The following is a 19,308-nucleotide window of genomic DNA, read 5'->3' as shown; positions in this document are numbered from 1 at the left end:
AACCGGGGACTCCCGCATGCTCGACAATATTCGCTGGGACGCGGGCCTGATCCGCCGCTACGACACTCCAGGACCCCGCTACACCTCCTACCCCACTGCCGTTCAGTTCAACCACAAGGTGGGCTCCTTCGACCTTCTCCATGCCCTGCGCGACAGCCGCAAGGCTCGTCGCCCCCTGTCGATTTACGTGCACGTGCCGTTCTGCGCGAACATCTGCTACTACTGCGCCTGCAACAAGGTCATCACCAAGGACCGCGGCCGCGCTCTGCCTTATCTCGAGCGCCTGGAGCGGGAAATCGAACTCATCGCGTGCCACCTCGACCCACAACAGAAGGTCGAGCAACTGCACTTTGGCGGCGGCACTCCCACCTTCCTGAGCCATGACGAACTGCGTCGACTCATGGGCCATCTGCGCAAGCACTTCAACCTGCTGGATGACGACTCCGGCGACTACGGCATCGAGATCGACCCGCGCGAAGCCGACTGGTCCACCATGGGCTTGCTCCGCGAACTGGGCTTCAACCGCGTCAGCCTCGGCGTGCAAGACCTCGATCCCGCCGTGCAACGTGCCGTCAACCGCCTGCAAAGCCTTGAAGAGACCCGTGCGATCGTCGAAGCCGCGCGCACCTTGCAGTACCGTTCGCTGAATCTCGACCTGATCTATGGCCTGCCCAAGCAGACCCCGGAGAGCTTCGCCCGCACCGTGAACGAAGTGATCGCCCTGCAACCGGATCGGCTCTCGGTATTCAACTACGCCCATTTGCCGGATCGCTTCATGCCGCAACGGCGCATCCGCAGCGAAGACCTGCCCAGCCCCGTACAGAAGCTGGAAATGCTGCAACGCAGCACCGAACAACTGAGTGCTGCCGGATATCGCTACATCGGCATGGATCACTTCGCCCTGCCCGACGATGAACTGGCCATCGCCCAGGAAGACGGCCGCCTGCAACGTAATTTCCAGGGCTACACCACCCACGGCCACTGCGACCTGATTGGCCTTGGCGTTTCCGCCATCAGCCAGGTTGGCGACCTCTATTGCCAGAACATGGTGCAACTCAACGACTATCAGGAAGCGTTGGAGCAAAACCTGCTCGCCACCAATCGCGGCTTATTGTGCGACGAAGACGATCGAATCCGGCGTGCAGTGATCCAACAGTTGATCTGCAATTTCGAGCTGGACTTCGCCAGCATCGAAGCCCGCTTCAATATCGAGTTTCGCGGCTATTTCGCGGAAATCTGGCCGCAACTGCAGCAAATGCACCAGGATCGCTTGATCGATCTCAGCGATAGCCGTATCGACGTGCTGCCAGCCGGCCGCTTGCTGGTTCGCTCCCTCTGCATGCTCTTCGACCTTTACCTGGCCGATCACAACCAGCAGCGTTTCTCACGGGTGATTTGAGAGGTCAGGCGCTCAGCAACTTGCCGACTTCCAGCGACTGCTCATCGCTGAGGCCGGCATCGCGAATCGCCTTGGCCAGATTGAGGTTGGCGCTGCTCAACGCGCCTTGCAGGGAAGCCAGTTCGCCGCGCAGCGCTTCCAGGCGCTGCAAGCGGGTATCCTCCTCCAGGTTCTGATCAGCCGCGATCGCCTCGAGCTCGGCCTGCCGCTCGGCAATCTGAGCCTTGAGCGCGCGGATCAGCTTCAACAACTCCTTGATGCCATCGGGCAGATTGCTCTGATCGATGTCGTCGTTCTTCTGGGCAGCACGCGTCTTACCCAGTTCGGAAAGGCTGACACGGATTCCCTGACGCACGGCATCGAGGTCTACCGGGGCGTCTTCCTCACGTGCGACCCGTCGCCGCACTGCCTCACCCACTCGATACAGGGGGCTATTGGTCTCCAAGCGCAACATAAGGCCACTCCTTGCCCGAAACTCAGCCCTGTTATCGGCGGCCGTCGAGCAATCTTGAACGGCGAGTCAGCCAGGCTTTTCTGGCCGTTGTCCGCACCCTGCGTTAACCTTACGGGCTATGTGTGTTTGCTCTGCAAGGAATAGCTCATGTCCGAAATCATCAAGGTGCGCAACCTTCCCCAGGCCCACTGCAAGGATTGCAGCCTGGCCGCGCTCTGCCTGCCGCTGTCGCTCAACATGGAAGACATGGATTCGCTGGACGAAATCGTCAAGCGCGGCCGTCCTCTGAAGAAAGGTGAGCTCCTGTTCCGACAGGGCGATGCGTTCGGCTCCGTATTCGCCGTGCGCTCCGGTGCGCTGAAGACCTTCACCGTGACCGACACCGGCGAAGAACAGATCACCGGTTTCCACCTGCCCAGCGAGCTGGTCGGCCTCTCCGGCATGGACACGGAGCTCTACCCGGTTTCCGCCCAGGCACTGGAAACCACCTCGGTGTGCGAAATTCCCTTCGAGCGCCTCGATGAACTCTCGGTCCAGCTGCCACAGCTGCGCCGCCAGTTGATGCGTGTGATGAGCCGCGAAATCCGCGACGACCAGCAGATGATGCTGCTGTTATCGAAGAAGACCGCCGACGAACGCATCGCCACCTTCCTGGTCAACCTCTCGGCCCGTTTCCGCGCTCGCGGTTTCTCCGCCAACCAGTTCCGCCTGGCCATGTCGCGCAACGAAATCGGCAACTACCTGGGACTCGCGGTCGAAACCGTTTCCCGCGTCTTCACCCGTTTCCAGCAGGCGAACCTGATCTCCGCCGAGGGCAAGGAAGTGCACATCCTCGACCCAATCGAACTCTGCGCCATGGCTGGCGGGACCATCGAAAGCTGATCCTTGGGGGCCCGCCATTCGGTTGGGCCCGCCCGTTCCACCCGCCCTTTTCTCCAGGCACCATTGATGATCTTCGACGACTTCTCCATCAAGACACTGATCCGCCCAGTCCCGGACTTCCCCAAGCCCGGCGTCGTGTTCCGTGACATCACCCCGCTGTTCCAGTCCCCCCGGGCCCTGCGCCTGGTGGCCGACAGCTTCATCCAACGCTACGTCGAAGCCGACTTCAGCCACATCGGTGCGATGGACGCCCGCGGTTTCCTGATCGGTTCGATCATCGCCTACGAACTCAACAAGCCGCTGGTGCTTTTCCGCAAGCAGGGCAAGCTCCCGGCCGACGTGCTTTCCGAGCCCTACCAGACCGAATACGGCGAAGCCTTCCTCGAAGTGCACAGCGACAGCCTGTGCGACGGCGACAAGGTGCTGATCTTCGATGACCTGATCGCCACCGGCGGTACCCTGCTGGCCGCTACCCGTCTGGTACGGCGCATGGGCGCCAGCGTGTTCGAGGCCGCCGCCATCATCGACCTGCCCGAACTGGGCGGCTCCGAGCGCCTCGCCGACGCCGGCATCCCCACGTTCGCCCTCACCGCCTTCGCCCTCGACGAACGCTGATCGGGCATAGGGGCCTGCGCCGCCGGGCCCCAACCGAAGCACAGCCAGCCGTCGCGGGTTACATCGCTTCCGGCTGGCGTTACTCCTCGCCCCACACCCCGCCGCAATCACCCGCCGAAAGTTGGCGCCCAGGCCCTCGCGCCTGCTCTCTCGATCCTCAATAGTTACATCGACTGATGGCACGGTTGCCGTGCCCACCGATAACAACAAATGGACGGCTCGCAGAGCCCGAGAGGATTCCCGCATGACAGCCAGCGCCAGTGCCCCCCTGCCCAAGGCCAACTTCCCTGTTCGCCGCATGGACTTCAGCTTCGCGTCGACGCAGAAGTACTGGTGGAGTGGCGATCCCTTCATGACGCACTTCATGAACAACCTCTCCTCGCTCTTCCCGTATGGCGAGAAGTTCTTCGTCGACAGCGTGCGCGCCGTACGTGACCAGGTCAGCGACCCGCAGCTGCAGAAGGACATCAGCGCCTTCATCGGCCAGGAAGCCATGCACTCCAAGGAGCACGCGACCTACAACGACTACGCCGCCGAGCACGGCATTGACCTGGAGAAGCTGGAACTGCGCATCAAGGTGCTGCTGGAGTGGGTCACCCGCATCACCACCCGGAAGCAGCGCCTGGCCGCCACCTGTGCCCTGGAACACTTCACCGCCACCATGGCCGAGCAACTGCTGCGTCGGGAAGACATCAACACCCAGATGGACGACCCCAAGATGTACAAGCTGTGGATGTGGCACGCCATCGAGGAAAACGAGCACAAGGCGGTCTGCTACGACGCCTACAACGCGATCGGCGGCGGCTACCTGATCCGTACCATCACCATGGCACTGACGACCTTCCTGTTCTTCGGCGTGATCATGACCTTCCAGGTCCACCTGATGCGCAAGGATGGCCAGCTGTTCAACTGGCGCAGCTGGGCCCTTGGCCTGAAGACCCTCCTGGGTCCGCGCAACGGCTACTTCCCGAAGATGATCAAGCCGTACCTGGACTACTACCGTCCCGGATTCCACCCCCTTGACCACGAAACCAAGGCACTGGAAACGCGCTGGAAGGCGCGCCTGGGCTTCAATGGCTGACCGTCCAACTGGGCAGGCCACCGACTTGTAGGAGCGAGCTTGCTCGCGAAAGATCGCGCGCGGACTGTTCGCGAGCAAGCTCGCTCCTACAGATACTCCGACTTCATCCTGACAATCAGCAATCTCGATCGTCACAGGCAGATCCGGTGACTCACGGCCACGCCCTCAGGACGTGGTTTTCCAAATTCAAAAAATTTCTCAGGCCCAATTAGGTAACGCTTCACCCCTCCTCGAAATACTCCGCGAAGAACCCGTCCAGCTCCCCTTCGTAGCTATCCAGCGAATACAGGGTGTCGGCCGCCAGCAGGTCCAGCAGGATCAACCCGTTGAGACTGGAATCCTCCTCCGCGGCCGCGCGCAGGCGTCCAGCCATTCCCAGGTTGACCAGGCGCAGGTTGCGGTACTGCTCGCGCAAACCGTCCATGTCCCAGTCCGGCTCCAGGCCACGCTGCCTGCGCAGGTGCTGGCCCAGCAAATAGGTGCCCAGGGCGCGATAAAGCGTCTCCGCCGAATTGCTGAACGGCCAATGGAACCAGGCCATCGCCCGCAACATTCGCGTATGCGGGCAACCGCTGGTCGCCCCGAGCAGCCCGAGCAGCGAGCCGAGCGCACGTTGCAAGGTGGTCTGCTGGCGAATTTCGCGTCCCCGCCAGAACACGGCCACCCGCACTTCCTCGTAGGACGGTGAATGCGCCAGCACCGCAACCGGCCGCGCCAGCGCCCGCGCGAAGGGGCAGTGATGCACCTCCGTGACGCTCAGCGGGCAGTGACTGCACTGCCGGAAGCCCAGCCGGGCCCAGTCCGGCAGGTCGTCTGAGCTTGCGCCCTGACCCGCCAGGTCCACCTCATGCACCCACAGGCGGCCGTCGGGGAAACCGAACTCGTAGCGAACCTGTGCCTCAGCCCTTGGCTCCAGCCCCATGGTCTAACCTTGCTTTCCAGTTGAAAGGATTCCCTGGCGCCATCAAGGCGCAATCACCGACAGGATTCAGACGCCTGAAATCTGTCATACACTTCGTACAACAAAGTCGGACAAGCGCCAGAATTCAACCCTGCCAACCGTTCCACAGCGAAAAAAGCGGGCGACATCATGGAAAGCAGCCCTTTTGACCTTGCCGGAGCCCTGGTTGAACAGATCGAGGTGGGTGTCATCATCCTCGACCGGGAACTTCGCATCCTTCACTGGAACGACTTCGTCAGCCAGCGCAGCGGAAAAGTCCTGGCCCAGGCCCTGCGACAACCGCTGACCACGGTCTTCCCGGAAACGGAAACGCCGCGCCTCGGCAAGATGGTGGCCAGAGCCCGCGACCAGGGCCTGCACGCCTACACCCATTGGCGCGAAGATCCCTATCTGATCCAGCTCCCCTACAGCCCTGAAGGCCAGGTCACTCCGCTGCGCCTGCAGAGCACCCTGCTGTTTCCCTTCGACTACGGCGGCGAACGCTGCCTGGGCCTGCTGCTCTACGACACCACTGAATTCGCCCGCTCCAACGAACAGCTGGCCGCCGCGCTCAATGCCCTGGGCAGCAAGCAGCTGGAACAGGAGCAATTGGTGCACAAGCTGGAAAAGGCCAACGCCCAACTGCTGCAGTCAGAGAAGCTCGCCGCCATCGGCCAGTTGGCCGCCGGCGTAGCCCACGAGATCAACAACCCGATCGGCTACGTGTTTTCCAACCTCAAGACCCTCACCGGCTACGTCAACGACCTGTTGCGCATCGTCGACGCAGTGGACGGCGTCGGTAGCCTGGAAGAGCTCCAACAGCTCAAGCGCAGCCTGGAATACGACTACATCCGCAACGATGTCGAAGCCCTGATCCACGAATCCGAGGACGGCATCGAGCGGGTCAAGAAAATCATCACCGCCCTCAAGGACTTCTCCCACATCGAAGAGGAGGCGTTCCGCGCCGCCGACCTGCACAAGGGCTTCGACAGCACCCTCAACCTGGTCAACAACGAACTCAAGTACAAGGCCGAAGTGGTCCGCGAATACGGCGAACTGCCGCTGGTGGAATGCATTCCTTCGCAGATCAACCAGGTGGTGATGAACCTGCTGATCAATGCTGCCCACGCCATCGAGGGCTTCGGTCGTATCACCCTGCGCAGCGGCCGGCAGGGCGACTGGGTCTGGCTGGAAGTGGAAGACAACGGCAAGGGCATCGACCCCGCCATTCTCAACCGTATCTACGAGCCCTTCTTCACCACCAAGCCGGTGGGTAAAGGCACGGGGCTGGGCCTCGCACTTTCCTACAACATCGTGCAGAAACACAGCGGCCGCATCGAAGTGGTGAGCCAGCCCAGCCACGGCACGCGCTTCCGCGTCTGGCTGCCCCGGCAGCAACCCCAACCCGGCGGGGTGCAGGCATGAGTGAAGCCCAGCGCCGCCCCACCCTGCTGCTGGTGGATGACGAGGAACACATCCTCAGCGCCCTGCGACGCGTCCTGCGAGGCGAACCCTACGAGCTGCTCACCGCCAACGGCGGTATGGAGGCCCTCGGCCTGCTGGCGGCGAACGAGGTCGACCTGGTGGTTTCCGACGCCCGCATGCCCGGACTCGATGGGCCCGCCCTGCTTGCAGAAGTGCAGAAGCGCTGGCCGGGTACGCTGCGGCTGATGCTCACCGGCGCCACCGATCTGGACACCAGCATCCGCGCCATCAACCAGGGGCAGATCTACCGCTACCTCGGCAAGCCCTGGAATGACGACGAACTGCGTTTCACCCTGCGCCAGGCCCTCGCCCACCAGCACGCCGAACGCGAGCACCGGCGCCTGGAAAGCCTCACCCTGGAACAGAACCAGCGCCTGCAGGAACTGAACGCCAGCCTGGAACAGCGGGTCCGCGACCGTACTGCCGAGTTGCAGCAGACCGCCGACATGCTCGACCTGGCCTACGACGAACTGCGGCACAGCTACGTGACCGCCACCGAAGTCTTTTCCTCCCTGCTCACCCAGCGCCTGCCCGGCGACAAGCAATGCAACGCCCAGGTCATCGCCCTGGTGCGCGCCTTCGCCAACGAGTTTCAGTTACCGGAGGCGGACACCCGTGACCTGGCCATGGCCGCCGCCCTCTACAACCTCGGCAAGCTGACCTGGGACGACCACCTGCTCAACCGGCCCAGCGACCTGCTGCACCGCGAAGAGCGGGAGCGCTACTGCCGCTACCCGCAGCTGGGTGAAAGCCTGATCATGGCGCTGGAGCCACTGCACGACGCCGGTCGGCTGATTCGCCACCATCAGGAGCGCTGGAACGGCACCGGCTTCCCCGATCAACTGCACGGCGAAGAGATTCCCTACGGTTCCCGCCTGCTCAAGCTGGCGGTGGATTTCGTCGAACTGCAGTGCGGACTGGTGCTGCAGCGCCCGATGCCCCGACCGGAAGCCCTGCAACTGCTCGCCCGTTACGCCGGACGCCTCTACGACCCGACCCTCTGCCGGCAATTCATCGACTTCTGCACCCTTCATGCGCCGGACCTGTTGGAGGCCGATCCCGGCATCCTCGCGGTGGACACGCGCCGCCTGGAACCCGGCATGGTGCTGGCCCGCAACCTCCAGGCCGACAGCGGCATGCTGCTGCTCAATGCGGGCAAACAGCTCAGCCGTGCCCTGATCGACAAGCTCATCGCCTTCGAGTCCAGCGAAGGCACGCGCTACACCCTTCACGTCCGCCTGCCGGAAGCAGACGGGACCCCGGCAAAGGAGCAGCCACGATGATCAAGATCCAGCTGGTGGACGACGAACCGCATATCCTCAGCGCCCTGCAACGCCTGTTGCGACCGCAGGGCTGGGTCCTGCACGCTTTCGACAATCCCGAAACCGCATTGTCGGCGCTGGCCGAACACCAGTACGCCGCCATCATCTGCGACCTCAACATGCCGCAACTGGACGGACTGACCTACCTGCAGTTCGCCCGCCAGCGCCAGCCCGATGCCCTGCGCATGCTGCTCAGCGCCCATGGCGACCGCACCACGCTGATGCAGGCGATCAACCGTGCCGAGGTCTATCGCTTCCTCCCCAAACCCTGGGAGAACTACGACATCGAAAGCGCCCTGCAAGCCGCCGTCGACCTCTTCCTGTTGCGCGACGAGAACCACCGCCTGCTGGAACAGGTTCGAGGCCAGCGGAATACCCTCGAGCGCCAGCATCGAGAGCTGCTGCGTCTGGAAAGCGAGCACCCCGGGCTGACGCGCGTGCGCCGCGATGCCGATGGCGCCGTGCTGCTCGAAGACTACGACCTGGACGACTGAGTCCGGTCAGCCAGTATCGTCCCTGCCACCGGAACGGCACGCCCCCATGGCCAAGCACAACCGCAATCTCGGCTACCAGGCCTACCTGCACTGCCTGGCCTTTGCCCTGCTCGCCCTGGGCGTCATCAGCCTGGTCGCCTTCGCCGGCATGAAGCATCCGGCACGCTACGAACTGGTCCTGTTGCCCGACAGCGCGCTGATCACCCTGTTCGCCGGCAGCGCCCTATTGGGTGCCACCCGCGCCTGGCGTCGATCCTCGTGGCTGGCGGGCCTGGTGCTGATCACCCTGGCCGGCTACAGCCTCGGTCACAACGTCCTGTCCGGTGGCAGTGACCAGGGCCGCTCGCTGATCAGCGGCTACTGGCGGATTCGCAGCGAGCTGGCGATCGTCGCCTGCCTGTTCGGCCTGGCGATGCTCCTGGCCGTCACGCGCCAGGGCGGCCGCTGGCTCAGTCAGCTGTGCGGCATCGCCCTTGTCGGCCTGGCCCTGCTGTCGGAACTGTCGCTGCTGGGCGCTGGCAACGACCTGCCACGCTTCGCCTTCCGCCCGGAAACCGGGCACGTCACCAACCTCCTCATCGCCCTGCTCGGCAGCGCCGTACTGATGCTCTGCGCGCTGCCCCAGGACCAGCCCAGCCTGCTTAACCGTCGAGCCATGGCCACCGGAATCCTGGGCGCGCTGGCCACCTGCATCGGCTGGTTCCTCCTCAGCCTGAACGAAGTTTCCACCCTCAACGCCCACAGTCATCAGCTGCTGCTGCGCGCCCAATCCACCATCGAGAACACCGTTACCGTGCGCCGGCAGCTCGTCCAGCGCATGGCCGAGCGTTGGCAGAGCCTGGAAGGGATGCCACCTGCCAGGCTCTGGCAACAGGAAGCCGACAGCTACCTGCGGGACTTCCCCAACATCAACCTGATCGCGGTACTCGATGCCGACCTAAAACCGATCCTGCAACAGGGTCGCAGCCGCTTGGCGGACGACTGGCTGGCGCGCTTCCTCGCCCAGTCCGAACTGCGCGACTGGCTGCACCAGGTACGCCAGGCCACGGCCGCACAGATGAGTCCGGCGCAGAGCTTCAGCGCCACCGACAACAGCAGCCTGGTCGCCACGCCCCTGCACATCGACGGCCAGCCCAAGGCGCTGCTGGTGGCCAGCCTGGACATCAGCGCCACCCTGGACCGCCAGCTGGGACGGGAGCTGGATGGCTTCGTCCTGGAAGTCTTCGAGGGCCCCAGGCGCATCTACGAATCCGGCGTCGGTCGCGATGGCCGCAGCCTGTTCCCGGTGGGCCAGAAGTTCACCGACCTCGGCCCGGAAGGACGCTGGCACATGCGCACCTACCAGGCCCTGCCTCGCAGCGATTACGCCTCGGTCTACCTGCCACCGCTGTTCATGCTGTTCGGCCTGGGCTTCACCTTCCTGTTGATGGTCAGCCAGAGCTTTTCCCGGCTGGCCATCGAACGCAGCCAGCGCCTGCGCGAAAGCAACCGCGAACTGGAGCTGAGCCTGCAGCATCAGGCCCGCCTGCAAACGCAGAACCAGCGGATCATGGATCACTCCATGGATGTGCTCTGCTCCATCGACGCCTCCGAGCGCTTCACCCAGGTCAGCCCCTCCTGCCACAGCGTGCTGGGTTACCGGCCCGAGGAAATGATCGGCCGTCCCTACACCGACTTCATCCTCAGCGAAGACCGCGAGCGCACCCGCGGCGAGATCGAGGCCATCATCCAGGGCGAGTCCTGGGACGCCGTGCGCAACCGCTGCAAGCGCAAGGACGGCAGCGTGGTGCACCTGCTCTGGTCCGCTGGCTGGTCCGAAAGCGAGCGCACCCTGTTCGCCGTCGCCCACGACATCACCGGCCTGGTGCGTCACGAAGCCTATGCCGAGGACCAGCGCGACATCCTCAGCATGATTTCCACCGATCAGCCGCTGGCGGAAATCCTCAAGGCCATCTGCCTGATGAGCGAGACCCTCGACCCCGCCGCCCTGTGCTCGGTCCACCTCGTGGACGGCGATCAGAACCGCCTGCGCCAGGGCGCCGCGCCGAGCCTGCCGGATGCCTTCAACCAGGCCCTCGACGGGCAGTCCATCGGCCCCCTGGCGGGCGCCTGCGGAACCGCTGTATTCCGCCGGCAGATGGTGGTCAGTGAAGACATCAGCGAAGACCCGCTCTGGCACGAGCATCGCGACCAGGCGCTGCGCCATGGACTGCGCGCCTGCTGGGCGATCCCGCTGATCTCCCACCATGGCGACGTGCTCGGCACCTTCGCCGTCTACCTGCGCCAGCCCTGCTCCCCGGACGACGAATCCCTGCAGCTCATCGGCACCGCCGGCCAGCTCGCGGCCATCGCCATCGAGCGCCAGAACGATCGCCTGCGGCTCCTGGAAAGCGAGCAGCGCTACCGCTCCCTGTTCATCTTCAACCCCGACCCGGTGTTCTCCCTCGACCGCAACGGCCGCTTCCTCAGCCTCAACCAGGCGGGTTGCGAGTTGATCGACTTCAAGGCCCAAGACCTGCTCGGCGAGTCGTTTTCCCGGCTGGTGCTCGACGCCGACGTCGAACACGTCCGCGAGCATTTCCGTGCCGCCCTGAAGGGCAAGGCACAGCGCTTCGAGGTGCGCTGCCACGACCGCGCAGGCGGCTTGCTGGAGCTGGACATCACTCACCTGCCCATCGTCGTCGAAGGGCAGATCGTCGGGGTATTCGGCATTGCCAAGAACATCGGCGAACGCAACCGCATGACCCGCGCCCTGCAGGACACCCTGGTCCAGTCGGAGCGCAAGGCGTTGCTCCTGCACGGCCTGAGCGACACCGCGCTGCGCATCGGCGGCATCCTCGACACTCGCACCCTGCTGGATTTCATGTGCGAGCAGCTGCGTCTGCTGGTGGGCGCCCACCAGTCCTTGATCGACCTCGGCGACGGCCAGGGTCCGGGCGCCTTCTCGCTATCGCCCAAGTACCAGGCCTGGCAAACGCCGCAGCTGCCCGCCGAAGGCGTCGCGCTCTATGCCCGGACCTGCGTCGGCAATCAGCCGGTGCTGCTGACGCGGGCCGAGCTGGATACGGCTGGCGATGCGGGCAGCGGCCAGCTGCCATTGCAGGGCTGGCTGGCGGTGCCGCTGATCGACCACGGTGGCCGCCATCTGGGCCTGATCCAGCTGTCCGACAAGTACGACGGCGACTTCAACCAGGACGACCTGGCGATTGCCCAGCAATTCGCCCAGATGGCCGTGGCGGCGCTGGAAAACATTCGCCTGGTACAACAGGTACTTTCCGGCGAACAACGCCTGCAGGAGCAACTGGACTTCACCTCGGCCATCACCAACAGCGTCGGCGAGGGCCTGCTGGCGGTGGATCGCCAAGGGCGGCTGAACTTCGTCAACCCGGCCGCCGCCGACCTGCTCGGCCAGCGCCCCGAGGTCCTGCTCGGCCAGGCCCTGATCGATCACCTGCCACTGGACCTCTACAGCGCCCCGGCCACCAGCGGCCGCCATGGCGAAGTCAGCCTGGGCGGCGAGCGCCATATCGCCTACGACTGCGCACCGCTCCTGCACGCGCAAACCCTCGGCGGCTGGGTCATCGCCTTCCGCGACATCAGCCGCGCCAAGGAGTCTGAGAAACAGCTGCGAATCCTCCAGCGCAGCATCGAGGCCAGCTACAACGGCGCGATGATCTGCGATGCCACCGACGAAAACCTGCCTGTGGTTTACGTCAACCCCGCCTTCGAACGCATCACCGGCTACACCGCAGCCGAGGCCATGGGGCGCAACTGCCGCTTCCTCCAGGGCGCGGACCACGAGCAGGCCGGCATCGCCGAGATCCGCCACGCGCTGGCGGAGAAGCGTGAAGTCCACGTGGTGCTGCGCAACTTCCGCAAGGACGGCACGCCCTTCTGGAACGACCTCTATATCGCCCCCGTGCCCGACGAGCATGGCGAGATCACCCACTTCATCGGCGTGCAGAACGACATCTCCGAACAGAAGCGGGTGGAGTCCGAACTGGCCTATAACGCCAGCCATGACGTGCTCACCGGCCTGCCCAACCGCTCCCTGCTGGAAGACCGCCTGCGCCAGGGCTGCCAGATCAGCCAGCGCTACCAGCGCAAGCTGGCGGTGATGTTCATCGACCTGGATGGCTTCAAGCCGATCAACGACTCCATGGGCCACGGCATTGGCGACCAGATACTGGTGGAAGTGGCCCGGCGGCTGACCCAGCAGGTTCGCCCCGGCGACACCGTGGCGCGCCTGGGTGGCGACGAATTCATCCTCATCCTGCCGGACCTGGCCCGCGAGGAAGACGTGCTGCAAGTGGCCGAGCGGGTCATCGACTGCATCGCCCGCCCCTACCCCATCGCCGGCAGCGAGATCCACATCACTGCCAGCCTGGGTATTGCCGTGAGCGAGAAAGGCATGCAGCAGCCTATGCAACTGATCCAGCAGGCGGACCTGGCGATGTACAAGGCCAAGCAGCAGGGGCGCAACTGCTACCAGTGGTACACCACCGACCTGGAACAGAAGGTCAGCGAACGCGTGACCCTGCGCAACGAGTTGCAGAAGGCCCTGGAAGCCAATGCCTTCATGCTCTACTACCAGCCGCAGATCGACGGCCGGAATGGCCGCGTCACCGGTTACGAAGCCCTGCTGCGCTGGCAGCACCCGCTGCTTGGCTTCATCTCGCCGTCGCAGTTCGTACCGGTGGCCGAAGACACCGGACAGATCATTCCCCTGAGCGAATGGGTGCTCGCCACCGCCTGCCGCGACTGCCGCGAACTGCTGGACCGGGGCATGACCGGCACGGTGGTAGCGGTGAACATCTCGGCCGTGCACTTCCAGCGCAACATCTTCGTCGACAGCGTGCGGCGCGTCCTCGAAGAAACCCGCTTGCCGGCCGAACTGCTGGAGCTGGAGATCACCGAAACCGTGCTGCTGGACAACGCCGAGCGCGCCATCGCCACGCTGCAGGCGCTCAAGGCCCTGGGCGTGCGCCTGTCGATCGACGATTTCGGCACCGGCTTCTCCAGCCTCAATTACCTCAAGCGCCTGCCCATCGACAAAGTGAAGATCGACCGCGCCTTCGTCCAGGAGATCATCAGTGACCGGCACGATGCGGCCATCACCCAGGGCATCATCTCCATGGCTCACCACCTGCGCCTGCGGGTGATCGCAGAAGGGGTGGAAAGCGAGTCCCAATTCGCCTTCCTGAAGAAGAGCCACTGCGACGAGTTCCAGGGCTACTACTTCGCCCGCCCCATGCCCTTCGAGCAGCTCGACCAGTTCCTCCACGAACACCACAAGAGCCCGGCGTCCTATCTGGATACCCGCTCCGGCACCAGCAACACGCAGACCTTGCTGCTGCTGGACGACGAGGAAAACATCCTCCGCGCACTGACCCGCGTGCTACGCCGCGACGGCTACCAGATACTCACCGCCACCCGCGCCCAGGACGCCTTCGCGCAACTGGCCAAGCACGACATCCAGGTAATCCTTTCCGACCAGCGCATGCCGGAAATGAACGGCACCGAGTTCCTCAGCCGGGTCAAGGACCTCTACCCCGACACCATTCGCATCGTGCTGTCCGGCTACACCGACCTGAAGTCTGTCACTGACGCCATCAACCAGGGCGCCATCTACAAATTCCTCACCAAACCCTGGGACGACGACCAGCTCCGCGCCGTGATCGCCCAGGCGTTCCTGCACCACAGCCTGGCCAAGGCCAAGGAGGAGAGCGCGACGGTGGAGCAGAACGAGGAGTGACGGACTCTTGTGGGGGCGAATTCATTCGCCAAGCAGGCCGAAGGTCTGCCCTGTGGGAGCGAATTCATTCGCGAATGAATTCGCTCCCACAGCAAAAGAGGCCTAAACCGCCCCGACCGCCTGCAACACGCTGGCACCGGTAAAGAGAAACAACACCTGCTCCACCGCCTCGGCACGAATCGCCTCGCGGCGCTCCGGTTCACCGATGTAGTCCAGTGACATCTGGAACAGGTTGCGACTGACCAGCCGCGACACGCGCCGCACCACCGGCTCGGCCACCAGCGTCGGCAGCAGCTTGTACTCGCGAACGTCTTCGGCCATGTCGGCGGCGAAGTCTTCCATCACTTCGCGCAGGGCCTCCCGCAGCAGCGGGGAAGCACCATGCAGCTCGCGCACGCCAATGACGAACGCCTCGGCGTTGTCATCGACGAAGTCGAAGAACAGATGCACCGTCTCATGGCAGACGCGCCGCCCACGGCCCAGGTCGATCCCCATCAGCTTCGGCAACAGTCCGCCATCGCCCTGCACGGCCCGGGCAGCCGCCTCGCGTCGCAGGTCGCGCAGCGGTTGGCGGAGTTGGGTGGCAATGTTGCGGATGATGGCCAGGCCCAGATCCTCCACATCCGTGAAGTGGCGGTAGAAGGTATTCGGGTTCAGCCCGGCCTCCCGCGCCAGCTCGCGCAACCCCAGGTTGGCGAGGCTGCGGCTCTGGGAACCCAGGCGCAGCGCCGCTTCCATGAGCAGGCGCTTGCCGGGGGCATCGGGCGTTCGTTCTGGCGACTGAGGCTCGTCACCGCTGGCGGAATTCATCTCTGGCCCTACCTAAGGTTGGTTGTGACGACGTTGGATTGCCGGCGAGTATACAGATGTCTACCTTGGTATACAGCTGTATACGCCGCAATAAATAAGAACAGGAGCCCGGCCAATGACTGCGTCACCCCGACCCTCTGCCCGCCATTGCAAGATCGCCATCATAGGTTCCGGTTTCTCCGGCCTCGGCATGGCGATCCGCCTGAAGCAGAAAGGCGAGAACGATTTCCTCGTATTCGAAAAGGAGCCCGGCATCGGCGGCACCTGGCGAGTGAACAACTACCCGGGTTGCGGCTGCGACGTGCAATCGCACCTGTACTCCTTCTCCTTCGAGCCGAACCCGAACTGGACGCGCATGTTCGCCAAACAGGAGGAGATCAAGACCTACCTGGAAGGCTGCTGGGAAAAGTACCGGCTGCAGGACAAGACCCTGCTGGGCACCGAGATCACCCGCCTGGCCTGGAACGACGTGGACGAGCTGTGGCAGATCGAGGATGCCGCCGGTAACCACTACAGCGCGCAGTTCGTGGTATCCGGTATGGGCGCGCTGTCCACCCCTGCCACCCCGGCACTGAAGGGCCTGGAGAAGTTCAAGGGCACGCGCTTCCACTCCCAGCAGTGGAACCATGACTACGACCTGACCGGCAAACGCGTGGCGGTAGTCGGCACCGGCGCCTCCAGCATCCAGTTCGTGCCGCAGATCCAGAAGCAGGTCGCCCAGCTCGACCTCTATCAGCGCACCGCGCCCTGGATCATGCCCAAGCCCGACCGCGCCATCAGCGAAGGCGAGCGCTCCCGCTTCAAGCGCTTCCCCTTCCTGCAGAAACTCTGGCGCGGCGGCATCTACGCCATCCTCGAAAGCCGCGTCGTGGGCTTCGCCCTGACGCCAAAGGTGATGAAACTCGCCGAATGGGTCGCCAAGGGCTACATCAAGCGCAAGATCAAGGACCCGGTCCTGCGCGCCAAGGTCACCCCGGACTACACCATGGGCTGCAAGCGGGTGCTGATCTCCAATGACTACTACCCGGCCCTGACCCAGCCCAACGTCGACGTGATCACCGACGGCATCCGCGAGGTCCGCGCAAACAGCATCGTCACCGCCGACGGCACGGAACGCCAGATCGACGCCATCATCTTCGGCACCGGCTTCACCCCCAGCGATCCGCTGCCCCGCGGCGTGGTCTTCGGCCGCAACGGCGTCGACCTGCTGGACACCTGGTCGCAGGGCCCCGAAGCCTACAAGGGCACGCTCACCGCCGGTTTCCCGAACCTGTTCTTCCTGATGGGGCCGAACACCGGCCTCGGCCATAACTCCATGGTCTACATGATCGAATCGCAGATCCATTACGTGCTCGGCGCCCTCCAGCTGCTGGACGAACGCCGCCTGCGCAGCCTGGAAGTCAAACGCGACGTGCAGGACAGGTTCAACGACAAGCTCCAGGGCAGCCTGGGCAACACCGTGTGGAATGCCGGCGGTTGCAAGAGCTGGTACCTGCACCCGGTGACCGGACGCAACTGCACCGTATGGCCCGGCTTCACCTGGCGCTATCGCCTGCTGACCCGCAACTTCGACCCCGCGGCCTACCATTTCAGCCGCAGCGTACCGGTGCACGCCGCCCAGGGCCCGCTGCTGATGGCTAATCAAGAGGTACCAGCATGAAATCCTTCGAGAACAAAGTCGCCGCTGTCACCGGCGCGGGTTCCGGCATCGGCCGCGCCCTCGCCTGCGCCCTCGCCCGCCAGGGCTGCCACCTGGCACTCGCCGACGTGAACGCCGAGGGTCTGGCCGACACCGCCGCCATGGCACGCAAGCTGGGCGTGCAAGTCACCGAGACCCGCGTCGATGTCGCGAACCGCGACGCCGTGCACGCCTGGGCCGAACAGGTGGTGCTGGACCATGGCCGCGTCAACCTGATCTTCAACAACGCCGGTGTCGCTCACGCCGGCACCGTGGACGGCAGTGACTACTCGGAATACGAGTGGATCATGAACATCAACTTCTGGGGCGTGGTGTATGGCACCAAGGCCTTCCTGCCGCACCTCAAGGCCAGCGGCGAAGGTCATGTGGTCAACGTCTCCAGCGTGTTCGGCCTGTTCGCCCAACCGGGCATGAGCGCCTACAACGCCACCAAGTTCGCCGTGCGCGGCTTCACCGAATCACTGCGCCAGGAACTGGACATGGAAGGCTGCGGGGTATCGGCCAGTTGCGTGCACCCCGGCGGCATCCGCACCAACATCGCCAAGACGGCGCGGATGAACGACAGCCTGGCCAAGGTCACCGGCCAGGAATCCAGCCGCGCCCGTCAACAGTTCAATGACCAGCTGCTGCGCACCAGTCCGGACAAGGCAGCGGAAGTGATCCTGCGCGGCGTGCTGCGCGACAGTCGACGCATCCTCATCGGCGCGGATGCCTGGGCGCTGGATGGCATGCAGCGCCTGCTGCCGACCCTCTACCAGCGCCTTGTCACCACCTCCATGCGCCTGGCCGCGAAGTTCGCGCCGAAGCCGAGGGCGGGCGAGGTGTCCAAGGCAGCTGATTGATCAGACCGCTTTTAACTGTGGGGGCGATTTCAATCGCAAAGCAGACCGAAGGGCTGCGCTGCTGATTATCAGGGGGCAGCTGCGCTGCCCTCAGCGAATGAATTCGCCCCCACAAAACACGGACGTGCCTTCCTTGTAGGGGCGAATTCATTCGCCAAGCAGGCCGAAGGTCTGCCCTGGAACGTCCAGCGAGCTGCCGCCACCCTCACCCCAACCCCGCTCTGCGCCCCAGCCTGAGTGCTTCGCGCTCAGGCGTTCATCGGCAACGGAAGCAGTGCTTCCGAAAGCATGCCGATTCACCCCAGAGGGAGAGGGGGCTTTTTGTGCCTCGGCACCACCCCCTCCAAACATGACCGCAAAGTCACCCGTTCGGAAACCCGAACGCCATTCGGAGCGCATATTCGGAAGCCCGGACAGGGCGTAAATCCAGATAGCCTCCTATCAATATAAAATCCTTTAATTTCAATTACTTAATCAAAAAACCAAACCACCATACAGCTGGCACGCATTCTGCCAATACAGATCCCCGACGGACGCGAACTCCTACACGCGCCGATAAGAACAAACATCATCGAGGACTGTCGTTCATGCGTATGCTCCCCAAAGTTCTGGCCACCGCTATCGCAGCAACCCTGATTTCCGCTCCGGCCTTCGCCGCCGAGCTGACCGGTACCCTGAAGAAGATCAAGGAGACCGGCACCATCACCCTCGGTCACCGTGACGCCTCCATCCCCTTCTCCTACCTCGGCACCGAGCCGGGCAAGCCCATCGGCTACTCCCATGACCTCCAGCTGAAAGTGGTCGAGGCCATCAAGCAGGAACTGGGCCTGCCGGAACTGAAGGTCCGCTACAACCTGGTCACCTCCCAGACCCGTATCCCGCTGGTGCAGAACGGCACCGTCGACATCGAGTGCGGCTCCACCACCAACAATCTCGAACGCCAGAAGCAGGTCGGCTTCTCCGTGGGCATCTTCGAAGTGGGCACCCGCCTGCTGTCCAAGAAGAGCGCCAGCATCAACGAGTTCGAAGACCTGAAAGGCAAGAACGTCGTGACCACCGCCGGCACCACATCCGAGCGCCTGCTCAAGTCCATGAACGCCGAGAAGCAGATGGGCATGAACATCATCTCGGCCAAGGACCACGGCGAATCCTTCCTGATGCTCGAATCCGGCCGCGCAGTGGCCTTCATGATGGACGACGCCCTGCTCTACGGCGAAATGGCCAAGGCCAAGAAGCCCGATGACTGGGTCGTGACCGGCAAGCCGCAGTCCTTCGAAATCTACGGCTGCATGGTTCGCAAGGACGACGAAGCCTTCAAGAAAGTCGTCGACAAGGCCATCGCCGACACCTTCGCTTCCGGCGAAATCAACGGCATCTACGACAAATGGTTCACCCAGCCCATCCCGCCGAAGGGCCTGAACCTGAACTTCCCCATGAGCGAAGAGCTGAAAAAGCTGGTCGCCAACCCCTCCGACAAGTCGGCTGAAGAAATCTGACGCCTTGCTCCCCTCTCCCTTTGGGAGAGGGGGC

14 protein-coding genes are annotated in these 19,308 nt (G+C 63.8%); 11 read left to right on the top strand and 3 right to left on the bottom strand.

Annotated elements, in window-relative coordinates:
- Positions 1–16: 16 nt before the first annotated feature.
- Positions 17–1,399 (top strand): oxygen-independent coproporphyrinogen III oxidase, encoded by a 1,383-nt coding sequence (hemN, locus tag DM872_RS25345; protein WP_179061992.1) that lies wholly within the window; start codon positions 17–19, stop codon positions 1,397–1,399.
- Between the two features lie 4 nt (positions 1,400–1,403).
- Here hemN and DM872_RS25340 read toward each other — a convergent pair whose 3' ends face one another.
- Positions 1,404–1,853, bottom strand: coding sequence for a hypothetical protein (locus tag DM872_RS25340; protein ID WP_256873475.1), 450 nt, complete (start codon positions 1,851–1,853; stop codon positions 1,404–1,406).
- Between the two features lie 147 nt (positions 1,854–2,000).
- Between DM872_RS25340 and fnr the strand changes: the two genes are divergently transcribed.
- From fnr to DM872_RS25325, 3 genes are all read left to right on the top strand, one after another.
- Positions 2,001–2,735, top strand: a complete 735-nt coding sequence (gene fnr, locus DM872_RS25335) for a fumarate/nitrate reduction transcriptional regulator Fnr (RefSeq protein ID WP_077523547.1) — start codon at positions 2,001–2,003, stop codon at positions 2,733–2,735.
- A 66-nt stretch (positions 2,736–2,801) separates the two neighbouring features.
- Complete coding sequence (locus tag DM872_RS25330; protein ID WP_028630914.1) at positions 2,802–3,350, top strand: adenine phosphoribosyltransferase; 549 nt, start codon at positions 2,802–2,804, stop codon at positions 3,348–3,350.
- Positions 3,351–3,594: 244 nt separating this feature from the next.
- Positions 3,595–4,431 (top strand): metal-dependent hydrolase, encoded by an 837-nt coding sequence (locus tag DM872_RS25325; protein ID WP_179061991.1) that lies wholly within the window; start codon positions 3,595–3,597, stop codon positions 4,429–4,431.
- Between the two features lie 220 nt (positions 4,432–4,651).
- Here the strand turns inward: DM872_RS25325 and DM872_RS25320 are convergent, their stop codons facing one another.
- Positions 4,652–5,353 carry a DUF6901 family protein gene (locus DM872_RS25320; protein ID WP_179061990.1) on the bottom strand — a complete coding sequence of 234 codons (702 nt, stop codon included), beginning with the start codon at positions 5,351–5,353 and terminating at the stop codon, positions 4,652–4,654.
- A 168-nt stretch (positions 5,354–5,521) separates the two neighbouring features.
- On the opposite strand from DM872_RS25320, the gene DM872_RS25315 reads away from it, so the two are divergent.
- From DM872_RS25315 to DM872_RS30750, 4 genes are read left to right on the top strand one after another with little or no spacing between them, the layout of a single operon-like run.
- The gene (locus DM872_RS25315; protein WP_179061989.1) at positions 5,522–6,796 is read left to right on the top strand and encodes an ATP-binding protein; all 1,275 of its coding nucleotides are present in this window, start codon (positions 5,522–5,524) and stop codon (positions 6,794–6,796) included.
- Entirely contained in the window at positions 6,793–8,139 is a 1,347-nt protein-coding gene (locus DM872_RS25310) for an HD domain-containing phosphohydrolase (protein ID WP_179061988.1), read from the top strand. Before DM872_RS25315 ends, DM872_RS25310 begins: the two co-directional genes overlap by 4 nt.
- A complete protein-coding gene (locus DM872_RS25305; protein WP_179061987.1) occupies positions 8,136–8,672 on the top strand; it encodes a response regulator in 537 nt (178 codons plus the stop codon). Before DM872_RS25310 ends, DM872_RS25305 begins: the two co-directional genes overlap by 4 nt.
- Before the next feature lie 46 nt (positions 8,673–8,718).
- On the top strand, positions 8,719–14,427 hold the full coding sequence (locus DM872_RS30750; protein WP_179061986.1) for an EAL domain-containing protein: 5,709 nt from the start codon (positions 8,719–8,721) through the stop codon (positions 14,425–14,427).
- A gap of 102 nt (positions 14,428–14,529) precedes the next feature.
- Here the strand turns inward: DM872_RS30750 and DM872_RS25295 are convergent, their stop codons facing one another.
- Positions 14,530–15,237 (bottom strand): TetR family transcriptional regulator, encoded by a 708-nt coding sequence (locus DM872_RS25295; protein WP_179061985.1) that lies wholly within the window; start codon positions 15,235–15,237, stop codon positions 14,530–14,532.
- Positions 15,238–15,352: 115 nt separating this feature from the next.
- On the opposite strand from DM872_RS25295, the gene DM872_RS25290 reads away from it, so the two are divergent.
- The 3 genes from DM872_RS25290 to DM872_RS25280 all read left to right on the top strand — a co-directional run bounded on the left by DM872_RS25290 (position 15,353) and on the right by DM872_RS25280 (position 19,274).
- Positions 15,353–16,897 carry a flavin-containing monooxygenase gene (locus tag DM872_RS25290; protein WP_179061984.1) on the top strand — a complete coding sequence of 515 codons (1,545 nt, stop codon included), beginning with the start codon at positions 15,353–15,355 and terminating at the stop codon, positions 16,895–16,897.
- Positions 16,894–17,778 carry an SDR family NAD(P)-dependent oxidoreductase gene (locus tag DM872_RS25285; protein WP_179061983.1) on the top strand — a complete coding sequence of 295 codons (885 nt, stop codon included), beginning with the start codon at positions 16,894–16,896 and terminating at the stop codon, positions 17,776–17,778. The genes DM872_RS25290 and DM872_RS25285 overlap by 4 nt, the downstream gene beginning before the upstream one ends.
- A 587-nt stretch (positions 17,779–18,365) precedes the next feature.
- Positions 18,366–19,274, top strand: a complete 909-nt coding sequence (locus tag DM872_RS25280; RefSeq protein ID WP_179061982.1) for a glutamate/aspartate ABC transporter substrate-binding protein — start codon at positions 18,366–18,368, stop codon at positions 19,272–19,274.
- The last annotated feature ends 34 nt before the right edge of the window (positions 19,275–19,308 follow it).

This window comes from Pseudomonas taiwanensis, from assembly GCF_013393345.1.
Lineage (GTDB): Bacteria > Pseudomonadota > Gammaproteobacteria > Pseudomonadales > Pseudomonadaceae > Metapseudomonas > Metapseudomonas resinovorans_C.
The sequence above is the reverse complement of the archived record's forward strand: the minus strand, read 5'-3'. Positions and strand labels throughout refer to the sequence as shown.